This is a genomic window from Streptococcus sp. NCTC 11567 (genome assembly GCF_902141215.1).
Classification (GTDB): domain Bacteria; phylum Bacillota; class Bacilli; order Lactobacillales; family Streptococcaceae; genus Streptococcus; species Streptococcus dysgalactiae.
Map to the genome: position 1 here is coordinate 1,594,451 of NZ_LR595857.1, position 11,498 is coordinate 1,605,948.

The following is an 11,498-nucleotide window of genomic DNA, read 5'->3' on the forward strand; positions in this document are numbered from 1 at the left end:
AAAACAGAATTATAGTCCGTACGGGATTCGAACCCGTGTTACCGCCGTGAAAAGGCGGTGTCTTAACCCCTTGACCAACGGACCATAATAATATAGATAATGGGCACGAGTGGACTCGAACCACCGACCTCACGCTTATCAGGCGTGCGCTCTAACCACCTGAGCTACGCGCCCAAGCTAACAAGCTTGGAAAAACTAATCTTATTAGTTATGCCGGCTACATGACTTGAACACGCGACCCTCTGATTACAAATCAGATGCTCTACCAACTGAGCTAAGCCGGCTAATCTTTTATGCGGGTTAAGGGACTTGAACCCCCACGCCGTTAAGCGCCAGATCCTAAATCTGGTGCGTCTGCCAATTCCGCCAAACCCGCTTCTATGACCCGTACTGGGCTCGAACCAGTGACCCATTGATTAAAAGTCAATTGCTCTACCAACTGAGCTAACGAGTCTTTCCTTCAAAAAATATGACTACTCTTTGAACGGTCCCGACGGGAATCGAACCCGCGATCTTCGCCGTGACAGGGCGACGTGATAACCGCTACACTACGGGACCTGTATCTTTTCAAATACTATGGGAGTTAACGGGATCGAACCGCTGACCCTCTGCTTGTAAGGCAGATGCTCTCCCAGCTGAGCTAAACTCCCATTGAGTGGCCTCTAAGCTAAGCGACTACCGTATCTAACAGGGGGCAACCCCCAACTACTTCAGGCGTTCTAGGGCTTAACTACTGTGTTCGGCATGGGTACAGGTGTATCTCCTAGGCTATCGTCACTTAACTTTTGAACCTCCTTATTCTCATAAGGACTGTCCACTCAAAATTGAATACCTATATTCTAACAAGAACCTTCTACGCTTGTCAATCTCTTTCTTCGGATAAGTCCTCGAGCTATTAGTATTAGTCCGCTTCATGTATCACTACACTTCCACTTCTAACCTATCTACCTGATCATCTCTCAGGGCTCTTACTGATATAAAATCATGGGAAATCTCATCTTGAGGGGGGCTTCGCACTTAGATGCTTTCAGCGCTTATCCCTTCCCTACATAGCTACCCAGCGATGCCTTTGGCAAGACAACTGGTACACCAGCGGTAAGTCCACTCTGGTCCTCTCGTACTAGGAGCAGATCCTCTCAAATTTCCTACGCCCGCGACGGATAGGGACCGAACTGTCTCACGACGTTCTGAACCCAGCTCGCGTGCCGCTTTAATGGGCGAACAGCCCAACCCTTGGGACCGACTACAGCCCCAGGATGCGACGAGCCGACATCGAGGTGCCAAACCTCCCCGTCGATGTGAACTCTTGGGGGAGATAAGCCTGTTATCCCCAGGGTAGCTTTTATCCGTTGAGCGATGGCCCTTCCATACGGAACCACCGGATCACTAAGCCCGACTTTCGTCCCTGCTCGAGTTGTAGCTCTCGCAGTCAAGCTCCCTTATACCTTTACACTCTGCGATTGATTTCCAACCAATCTGAGGGAACCTTTGGGCGCCTCCGTTACCTTTTAGGAGGCGACCGCCCCAGTCAAACTGCCCGTCAGACACTGTCTCCGATAGGGATAACCTATCCGGGTTAGAGTAGCCATAACACAAGGGTAGTATCCCAACAACGCCTCCGTCGAAACTGGCGTCCCGACTTCAATGGCTCCTACCTATCCTGTACATGTGGTACAGATACTCAATATCAAACTGCAGTAAAGCTCCATGGGGTCTTTCCGTCCTGTCGCGGGTAACCTGCATCTTCACAGGTACTAAAATTTCACCGAGTCTCTCGTTGAGACAGTGCCCAAATCATTACGCCTTTCGTGCGGGTCGGAACTTACCCGACAAGGAATTTCGCTACCTTAGGACCGTTATAGTTACGGCCGCCGTTTACTGGGGCTTCAATTCAGATCTTCGCTTACGCTAAACCCTCCTCTTAACCTTCCAGCACCGGGCAGGCGTCACCCCCTATACATCATCTTACGATTTAGCAGAGAGCTGTGTTTTTGATAAACAGTTGCTTGGGCCTATTCACTGCGGCTGACCTAAGTCAGCACCCCTTCTCCCGAAGTTACGGGGTCATTTTGCCGAGTTCCTTAACGAGAGTTCTCTCGATCACCTGAGGCTACTCGCCTCGACTACCTGTGTCGGTTTGCGGTACGGGTAGAGTATAATTAAACGCTAGAAGCTTTTCTTGGCAGTGTGACGTCACTAACTTCGCTACTTAACTTCGCTCCCCATCACAGCTCAATGTTATAAAGATAAGCATTTGACTCATCTTACACCTCACTGCTTAGACAGGCTCTTCCAATCGCCTGCTTTAGTTAGCCTACTGCGTCCCTCCATCACTTTATACTCTAGTACAGGAATATCAACCTGTTGGCCATCGGATACACCTTTCGGTCTCTCCTTAGGTCCCGACTAACCCAGGGCGGACGAGCCTTCCCCTGGAAACCTTAGTCTTACGGTGGACAGGATTCTCACCTGTCTTTCGCTACTCATACCGGCATTCTCACTTCTATGCGTTCCAGCGCTCCTCACGGTACACCTTCTTCACACATAGAACGCTCTCCTACCATGACACTAACGTGTCATCCACAGCTTCGGTAATATGTTTTAGCCCCGGTACATTTTCGGCGCAGGGTCACTCGACTAGTGAGCTATTACGCACTCTTTGAATGAATAGCTGCTTCTAAGCTAACATCCTAGTTGTCTGTGCAACCCCACATCCTTTTCCACTTAACATATATTTTGGGACCTTAGCTGGTGGTCTGGGCTGTTTCCCTTTCGACTACGGATCTTAGCACTCGCAGTCTGACTGCCGATTATATCTCGTTGGCATTCGGAGTTTATCTGAGATTGGTAATCCGAGATGGACCCCTCACCCAAACAGTGCTCTACCTCCAAGAGACTTAACATCGACGCTAGCCCTAAAGCTATTTCGGAGAGAACCAGCTATCTCCAAGTTCGTTTGGAATTTCTCCGCTACCCACAAGTCATCCAAGCACTTTTCAACGTGCCCTGGTTCGGTCCTCCAGTGCGTCTTACCGCACCTTCAACCTGCTCATGGGTAGGTCACATGGTTTCGGGTCTACAACATGATACTAAGTCGCCCTATTAAGACTCGGTTTCCCTGCGGCTCCGTCTCTTCAACTTAACCTCGCATCATATCGTAACTCGCCGGTTCATTCTACAAAAGGCACGCTCTCACCCATTAACGGGCTCGAACTTGTTGTAGGCACACGGTTTCAGGTTCTATTTCACTCCCCTCACGGGGTGCTTTTCACCTTTCCCTCACGGTACTGGTTCACTATCGGTCACTAGAGAGTATTTAGGGTTGGGAGATGGTCCTCCCAGATTCCAACGAGATTTCGCGTGTCTCGCCGTACTCAGGATACTGCTAGGGCTCAAAAGAATTTTAAATACGAGGCTATTACTCTCTTTGGCTTACCTTCCCAGGTAATTCTTCTATCCTTTTAAAGTCCCACGTCGCAGTCCTACAACCCCGAGAAGTAAACTTCTCGGTTTGCCCTCCTGCCGTTTCGCTCGCCGCTACTAAGGCAATCGCGTTTGCTTTCTCTTCCTGCAGCTACTTAGATGTTTCAGTTCACTGCGTCTTCCTTCTCATAACCTTAACAGTTATGGATACTAGCCAGTAGCTAGTGGGTTCCCCCATTCGGACATCTCTGGATCAGCGCTTACTTACAGCTCCCCAAAGCATTTCGTCGTTAGTCACGTCCTTCTTCGGCTTCTAGTGCCAAGGCATCCACCGTGCGCCCTTATTAACTTAACCTTATCTTTTACTAGTATATCTTAACTAGAAAAACTCTTGATTATTCACAGCGTTTTCGGTTTATTTTCTTGTTACTATTCGTACAATCAATTTCTTGATCGTGGAATTTGATATAGATATTCAATTTTCAATGGACAGTTTCTAGGATATCTCTATCCTAATGGAGCCTAGCGGGATCGAACCGCTGACCTCCTGCGTGCAAAGCAGGCGCTCTCCCAGCTGAGCTAAGGCCCCACAAGACCTCTCAAAACTAAATAAGACGACCCTAACGTGTTCCATTTCCTTAGAAAGGAGGTGATCCAGCCGCACCTTCCGATACGGCTACCTTGTTACGACTTCACCCCAATCATCTATCCCACCTTAGGCGGCTGGCTCCTAATAGGTTACCTCACCGACTTCGGGTGTTACAAACTCTCGTGGTGTGACGGGCGGTGTGTACAAGGCCCGGGAACGTATTCACCGCGGCGTGCTGATCCGCGATTACTAGCGATTCCGACTTCATGTAGGCGAGTTGCAGCCTACAATCCGAACTGAGATTGGCTTTAAGAGATTAGCTTGCCGTCACCGGCTTGCGACTCGTTGTACCAACCATTGTAGCACGTGTGTAGCCCAGGTCATAAGGGGCATGATGATTTGACGTCATCCCCACCTTCCTCCGGTTTATTACCGGCAGTCTCGCTAGAGTGCCCAACTTAATGATGGCAACTAACAATAGGGGTTGCGCTCGTTGCGGGACTTAACCCAACATCTCACGACACGAGCTGACGACAACCATGCACCACCTGTCACTCCTGCCCCGAAGGGAAAGCCTATCTCTAGACCGGTCAGGAGGATGTCAAGACCTGGTAAGGTTCTTCGCGTTGCTTCGAATTAAACCACATGCTCCACCGCTTGTGCGGGCCCCCGTCAATTCCTTTGAGTTTCAACCTTGCGGTCGTACTCCCCAGGCGGAGTGCTTAATGCGTTAGCTCCGGCACTAAGCCCCGGAAAGGGCCTAACACCTAGCACTCATCGTTTACGGCGTGGACTACCAGGGTATCTAATCCTGTTTGCTCCCCACGCTTTCGAGCCTCAGCGTCAGTTACAGACCAGAGAGCCGCTTTCGCCACCGGTGTTCCTCCATATATCTACGCATTTCACCGCTACACATGGAATTCCACTCTCCCCTTCTGCACTCAAGTTCTCCAGTTTCCAAAGCGTACAATGGTTGAGCCACTGCCTTTAACTTCAGACTTAAAGAACCGCCTGCGCTCGCTTTACGCCCAATAAATCCGGACAACGCTCGGGACCTACGTATTACCGCGGCTGCTGGCACGTAGTTAGCCGTCCCTTTCTGGTTAGTTACCGTCACATGGTGGATTTTCCACTCCCACCATCATTCTTCTCTAACAACAGAGCTTTACGATCCGAAAACCTTCTTCACTCACGCGGCGTTGCTCGGTCAGACTTCCGTCCATTGCCGAAGATTCCCTACTGCTGCCTCCCGTAGGAGTCTGGGCCGTGTCTCAGTCCCAGTGTGGCCGATCACCCTCTCAGGTCGGCTATGTATCGTCGCCTTGGTGAGCCGTTACCTCACCAACTAGCTAATACAACGCAGGTCCATCTCATAGTGATGCAGTTGCACCTTTTAAATGTTTAACATGGGTTAAACACTTTTATGCGGTATTAGCTATCGTTTCCAATAGTTATCCCCCGCTATGAGGTAGGTTACCTACGCGTTACTCACCCGTTCGCAACTCCTTGGACCGGTGCAAGCACCAGTCCTCAGCGTTCTACTTGCATGTATTAGGCACGCCGCCAGCGTTCGTCCTGAGCCAGGATCAAACTCTCATTAAGATGTGTTTGAACTTACTCGTTCTTTCTGTCGCTGACAGATTTATTTCTCGTTTTTGACGGGTAATATGTCTCCATATCACCCTCACGTTTGGTTCGTCTTATTCAGTTCTCAAAGGTCTTGCCCTCTTTCGAGACAACTATTTTATTCTATCAACTTTTACTAACTTTGTCAACAACTTTTTTACTCTTTTTTTCAAAAATACTTTCAAGTGATAAGTCGCCAAATTTCAAGTTGAAGTTAGCCAGTTTTAACATTTCTACTGGCAACTTGAATAGTATACGATAGGTCATCCTTATTTGTCAACTATATTTTCTCTCTTTTTTCAAAAAAAATAGAACGCAAGTTGTCAAGTCAAGTGCAACCAGTTCATAGATAACTAGAGTTCCAGAGGTTAAGTTGTTCGGGATAGCTCAAACAGGAATGTTGAGGATTGATATTGAAGAAGTCGTCTTGGGCGCTCATTGATGGCTGTAAGATAATTGTCAAGTTCTTCAGAGGTTAGTGGATTAAGTGAGATTCCTTTAGGGACATATTCTCTGAGGAGGCCATTGAAGTTCTCGTTTGTTCCTCTCTCATGTGAAGAATAGGGATGTGCAAAGTAAACGTCAACAGCTTCTAGGTTTGAGAGTAAACTAAACTCAGAACCATTATCCGCTGTGATGGATGCAATAGGATACTGACTGATGAGATGCGTGACAGCGCGGTTAATGGTTTGGGACTGCTTGTCTTCTAGCTTAACTCCTAGTGCATAGCGTGTCTGGCGCTCTACCAAAGTCAACATAACAGCTTCACCTTTGGTTTTCTTGCCGAGAACCAAATCAATCTCCCAATGCCCAAATTCAGAACGATCATTAATATATTCTGGACGTTCTTCGATAGATTTACCTAAAGTCTTCTTATTCGTCTTCATGACTTTCTTAGAACGTTTTCTGATACTAACCATCTTAGGCAAATCGATTGGTTTAATAGCTAACAACCCCTCTTTGATATAACGATAAATCGTTTTGGTATAGGGGACGACTTCTTCAGGATGGTTTACTTTGTAAGTCTGAACAAAACTATCCACACTATGGAGACGAATGTTAGCCGTCAAGGCAGATTCTAATTGTGCAATGAACCTAGCGGAGCAGCCATTCAATTTGAGGTAAGAACTCTTTTGACGATTGGTTTCATAGACACGTTATCCACTATCAGCAAAATAGGCGTTGAAGAAGGTTTGTTTTCCATTCTTATCCTTTACCTGTTCTACTGAACAACGTTTTATTTCTCGGCAGATTGTAGAACAGTGACAACCCAGGAGTCGAGCAATATCAACGGGTTGCTCTCTCATTTTAAGATAAGCAGCAATTTCACCCCGTTCTGTGGCTGAAAGATGAGAATAGGAGGATTTTCTGGTAGAATTAATATTAGACATGTTCATCTGCTTTCCATACTGAATTGGGGAATTCTAGTATATCAGACAAACATGTCTTTTTTGTTGCACTTCATTTTACAACGCGGGAAAAAAATAGAAGTAAGCTGACTTACTCCTATTTGTTAAACTTTATTTGGCTTCAATTAACCCTAAATCACCATCTTCACGACGGTAAAGAATGTTAGTTTCACCATCTTCGGCATCAGTATAGATAAAGAAATCATGCCCTAATAATTCCATTTGTAAACGTGCTTCTTCAACATCCATTGGTTTTAATGTGAGGTTTTTAGTGCGAACCACTTTTACTTCTGGTGTTTCATCTACTTGCTCTGCTTCAAATTCTGTTGTGAAGACTTGACCAGTTGGAACTTTTTCACGATGTTTTTTTGCAATTTTAGTTTTATTTTTTCTGATTTGACGTTCAATCTTATCAACGACTAAATCGATTGAACCATACATATCTTGTGATACATCTTCTGCACGAAGTGTTACTGAACCAAGTGGGATAGTAACCTCTACTTTTGAAGATTTCTCACGATAAACTTTCAAATTAACACGCGCATCTATTTCTTGCTCTTCAACAAAATACTTTTCGATTTTAGTAAGCTTTGATTCTACATAATCGCGAATAGCTTCTGTCACTTCGATATTTTCTCCACGAATACTGAACTTAATCATAGGATACCTCTTTCTCGCGCTTGAAGCGCTTTCTTTATCTTTAATACTATTATACCGCTTTCATGAAAATTTGCAAGTTTTAACGTGCAATTGACAAACTTTTGATGTCACTATTTCCAACATGCATTAATAGTTTTTTCAAAGCGATAATGGTGCTACCGGTAGTGTAAATATCATCAATAATGAGGATTTTTGCTGGTAATTCAGAGAGGGTGGAGAGACGATAGGCATCTTTGGATAATAATCTTTCATTTTTAGTTTTAGAAGACTGACGGCTAGTATCCATTCTTTTAAAAAGCATGCAATAGTTAATATTCCCTGCTTCAAGTATAGCAGTCACTTGATTGAAATGACGTTCTTCATAACGCTCCTTACTGATAGGAACTGGAACAGGAGTAAAATCTGGATAGTCTTTTTTAATAACTTGGGCTAATTCTTGAGCAAAGACATGTCTTAGCAAGTAGTCTCCTTGAAACTTATATTGGCTAAAATAAGCTTTCATAGCAGCGTTATACTGATATAAACTTTTGTGATTAACCTCGTATCCTTTGACTTTCCATTCTAAACAATCAGAACATGGAGAGCTTTGGGAAGGAGCGTTACAGGTTTGGCAACTCGTGAAGCTTATCTTTTGAAACCCTTGTTGACACTCCTGACAGAGAGTTGTTGTTTGAGGTTTCAAAAAGAGAATATCCGTTATTCGCAAGGGTAATGGACTAAATTGTTGACATAGGAGGCATATCATTCAAATAACCTTTCTGATTCATTTCTTTAATTTCTTTTCTTGCATTGCGCATTGCTTGGCTAATCCCATCGTGAAAGAAATACACCTTCCCTGTTGGCCTTTCGATAGATCTCCCCACACGACCTGCGATTTGAACCAAGCTTTGAGAACTGTATCCTCGATGCTGTGCCATAAGCACAAAGACATCCACGCCTGGGAAAGTAACACCCCTTTCCAATATTGTGGTGGTCACCAAAATACCTTTCTTTCCTTGACGAAAGGCATCAATGTCTTTAACTCTGTCAGCTGATTGGCTAGAGACACAGGCAATTTGTTCCTCTGGAAAAGCTAACTTTAATAATTCAGTAACTAATTCTGCCATGGCAATAATAGGAAGAAAAATTAGCAGTGGACATCCTGTTTTCCTTTGTTGACTGATAGATTTAACAAGAGCTCGAGGAAGTTTTTGACAGTGAATTTTTTTTAATAGACCAAAACTCCTGATAAATTTCGGAAGAATTAAAGGATTATCGTGGAATCGTCTAGCTAATGTCAACTTCTCTAGTTCCCCACTTTTGACCTGCTCTTCCAGTTCTTTGGTCGATGTCGCGGTCAATACGATACTACTAGCGCCTTCTTTAGCGGCTTGCTGCGCTGCATATTGTAGTTGATGATTATTGACAAAAGGAAAAGCATCAACTTCATCAATGATTAAAAGATCAAAAGCCTTATAAAAGGTCAGTAATTGATGGGTAGTAGCTACTATAATAGGACTTCTTTGATAAGCTTCTGAGTCAGCATGTAAAAGAGTAACCCGGCAAGAAAAAGCAGCTTTTAAGCGATTAGCAAGTTCTATACAAACATCGACCCTTGGGCTGGCTAAACAAACCCAACCTCCAGCATTAACAACTGCTGCTATGGCTCCATAAATCATCTCTGTCTTGCCGGCTCCGGTAACAGCATGCACTAAAGTAGGTTTTTTAGCATGAACATTCTTGACTAATTGGTTTGAAATACTTTCTTGGTAGGGCGTTAATATCCCCTTCCATTGAAGATAATTGGCTATAGGAAAAGGATGTGGAGGTATATAATAAAGAGGCCTATCAGCTTGATTTCGGCCAAAAACGAGACAGAAGCGGCAGTAGTAAGTGCCACTTGGTAATCTCGCTTCTGCGGTTATCTGATAATGACAGCGTTGACAAGTGACTTTACCTTTTATGGCTACTATACTTTCCAAGGTCTTTGCCAGATGATTTACTTCTTTTGGCAATTGATGTTTTAAAAATAAACGACCGTAACTGTTTTCGATACCTTCCATACTTTATTATTCGACTTTCTTTGCTAATTTTGACCTTTTCTTGTAAAATTTTCTTATGGAAAACTACAAAACAATCAAAGACAATGGTCTTTTTGAAGAAGAGGTCAAAAAATCTCGCTTTATTTGTCAGATAAAACGTATCACTACGGAAGAAGAAGGCAAAGCCTTTATTATAGCAATCAAGAAAGAACATTACAAGGCTAATCATTCTTGCTCTGCGATGATTATTGGTGATAAGAGTCAAATCAAACGTTCTAGTGATGACGGCGAACCTTCTGGCACGGCCGGTATCCCAATGCTTTCCGTTTTAGAAAAGCAAGGTCTAACCAATTTAGTTGTTGTTGTCACTCGTTATTTTGGTGGTATCAAATTAGGAACAGGGGGACTGATTCGAGCTTATTCCGGCGTTACTGCTGCTGCTATTAAAGAACTTGGAATTGTTGACGTCAAGAAACAAGCCGGGCTTGAGGTAACCTTGACTTATCCCCAATACCAAACCTATGCTCAATTTCTCGAACAAGTAGCTTTAATGGAGACTGAGACCCTGTTTTCAGACACCATCACAACCGCTATCTATTTTGATCCGGAACGCGAAGAAGAAATCCTGGCTATCTTGACAGATTATTACCACGGTAAGGTTCAGTTCACAACAATTGACCCAAAGATTATTGAAGTTCCTATCATGAAAGAGTGATAGAACTTTATTATCAGAGTGATAGTAAATCTGTATTTTACTTTGGACTAGTATCCTCTTATACTTGAACTAGACTATGATGATAGAGAAATGAGGAAATTCTATGACAGCCATTTACCATAATATAACTGAATTAGTTGGACAAACACCTATTGTGAAACTTAACCACTTGGTGCCTGAAGACGCAGCCGATGTTTATGTCAAACTAGAATCCTTTAACCCAGGTTCTTCAGTTAAAGATCGCATTGCTTTAGCGATGATTGAGGCGGCTGAAGCTGAAGGAAGGATTCAACCAGGAGATACCATTATTGAGCCAACAAGCGGAAACACAGGAATTGGTCTTGCTTGGGTGGGGGCTGCTAAAGGATATCATGTTATTATTGTCATGCCTGAGACCATGAGTGTGGAAAGACGTCAGATTATCCAAGCTTATGGGGCAGAACTTATGCTAACACCTGGAACAGAGGGGATGAAAGGTGCTATTGCTAAAGCTGAAACTTTAGCGACAGAATTAGGTGCTTGGATGCCTATGCAATTCAATAATCCTGCCAACCCAGCTATTCATGAGAAAACAACAGGTCAAGAGATCTTAGAAGCTTTTGGTGAAACCAAAATAGATGCCTTTGTTGCTGGTGTTGGTACTGGTGGAACTGTTTCTGGCGTTTCACATACTCTAAAAATGGCGAGCCCTACTACTGCTATCTATGCTGTTGAAGCTGAGGAGTCTGCTGTCCTATCTGGTCAAGAACCTGGCCCACATAAAATCCAAGGCATTTCAGCAGGGTTTATCCCCGATACCTTAGATACCAAAGCCTATGATCAGATTATTCGCGTTAAGTCTGAAGATGCTCTAGCAACTGCTCGATTAACAGGTGCTAAGGAAGGATTTTTAGTGGGTATTTCTTCTGGTGCTGCTCTTTATGCTGCTATTGAAGTCGCTAAACAATTAGGAAAAGGCAAACAGGTCTTGACCATTTTACCTGATAATGGGGAACGCTATTTATCAACTGAACTTTATAATGAACCATCAATGCCGTAACAATAGTTACGTAATT

Annotated in this window: 5 protein-coding genes, 8 tRNA genes, 3 rRNA genes and 1 pseudogene; 2 read left to right on the forward strand and 15 right to left on the reverse strand. The window is 44.1% G+C overall.

All coding sequences use genetic code 11. The features are described 5' to 3' along the window. Positions 1-12: 12 nt before the first annotated feature. From FQT67_RS07885 to FQT67_RS07955, 15 genes and pseudogenes are all read right to left on the reverse strand, one after another. A tRNA-Glu gene (locus FQT67_RS07885) sits at positions 13-84 on the reverse strand. A 16-nt stretch (positions 85-100) separates the two neighbouring features. Then, positions 101-174: transfer RNA gene (locus tag FQT67_RS07890), tRNA-Ile, on the reverse strand. Positions 175-211: 37 nt separating this feature from the next. Further along, positions 212-284, reverse strand: a tRNA-Thr gene (locus tag FQT67_RS07895). A gap of 10 nt (positions 285-294) precedes the next feature. Further along, positions 295-376, reverse strand: a tRNA-Leu gene (locus FQT67_RS07900). A gap of 5 nt (positions 377-381) precedes the next feature. After that, a tRNA-Lys gene (locus tag FQT67_RS07905) sits at positions 382-454 on the reverse strand. 31 nt (positions 455-485) lie between these two features. Then, a tRNA-Asp gene (locus FQT67_RS07910) sits at positions 486-558 on the reverse strand. 19 nt (positions 559-577) lie between these two features. After that, positions 578-650 (reverse strand) — tRNA-Val (locus tag FQT67_RS07915). A 16-nt stretch (positions 651-666) separates the two neighbouring features. Further along, positions 667-782 (reverse strand): 5S ribosomal RNA (gene rrf, locus FQT67_RS07920). A gap of 93 nt (positions 783-875) precedes the next feature. Further along, positions 876-3,778, reverse strand: a 23S ribosomal RNA gene (locus tag FQT67_RS07925). A gap of 161 nt (positions 3,779-3,939) precedes the next feature. Further along, positions 3,940-4,012: transfer RNA gene (locus FQT67_RS07930), tRNA-Ala, on the reverse strand. Positions 4,013-4,065: 53 nt separating this feature from the next. Further along, positions 4,066-5,614: ribosomal RNA gene (locus FQT67_RS07935) — 16S ribosomal RNA — on the reverse strand. The 16S, 23S and 5S rRNA genes sit together here with 8 tRNA genes alongside, the layout of an rRNA operon. A gap of 392 nt (positions 5,615-6,006) precedes the next feature. Then, positions 6,007-7,029 (reverse strand): annotated as a pseudogene (locus FQT67_RS07940) (IS30 family transposase). A 129-nt stretch (positions 7,030-7,158) separates the two neighbouring features. Beyond that, positions 7,159-7,707: a ribosome-associated translation inhibitor RaiA gene (gene raiA / locus FQT67_RS07945; protein ID WP_003061817.1), complete on the reverse strand. Its 549-nt coding sequence runs from the start codon at positions 7,705-7,707 to the stop codon at positions 7,159-7,161. A 79-nt stretch (positions 7,708-7,786) separates the two neighbouring features. Then, the gene (locus FQT67_RS11045) at positions 7,787-8,452 is read right to left on the reverse strand and encodes a ComF family protein (protein ID WP_012767419.1); all 666 of its coding nucleotides are present in this window, start codon (positions 8,450-8,452) and stop codon (positions 7,787-7,789) included. After that, positions 8,424-9,749, reverse strand: a complete 1,326-nt coding sequence (locus FQT67_RS07955; RefSeq protein WP_015017291.1) for a DEAD/DEAH box helicase — start codon at positions 9,747-9,749, stop codon at positions 8,424-8,426. Before FQT67_RS07955 ends, FQT67_RS11045 begins: the two co-directional genes overlap by 29 nt. Before the next feature lie 55 nt (positions 9,750-9,804). Between FQT67_RS07955 and FQT67_RS07960 the strand changes: the two genes are divergently transcribed. Both FQT67_RS07960 and cysK read left to right on the forward strand, forming a co-directional pair. After that, entirely contained in the window at positions 9,805-10,443 is a 639-nt protein-coding gene (locus FQT67_RS07960; RefSeq protein ID WP_004230529.1) for a YigZ family protein, read from the forward strand. Positions 10,444-10,546: 103 nt separating this feature from the next. Further along, positions 10,547-11,482, forward strand: a complete 936-nt coding sequence (gene cysK / locus FQT67_RS07965) for a cysteine synthase A (RefSeq protein WP_003062335.1) — start codon at positions 10,547-10,549, stop codon at positions 11,480-11,482. The last annotated feature ends 16 nt before the right edge of the window (positions 11,483-11,498 follow it).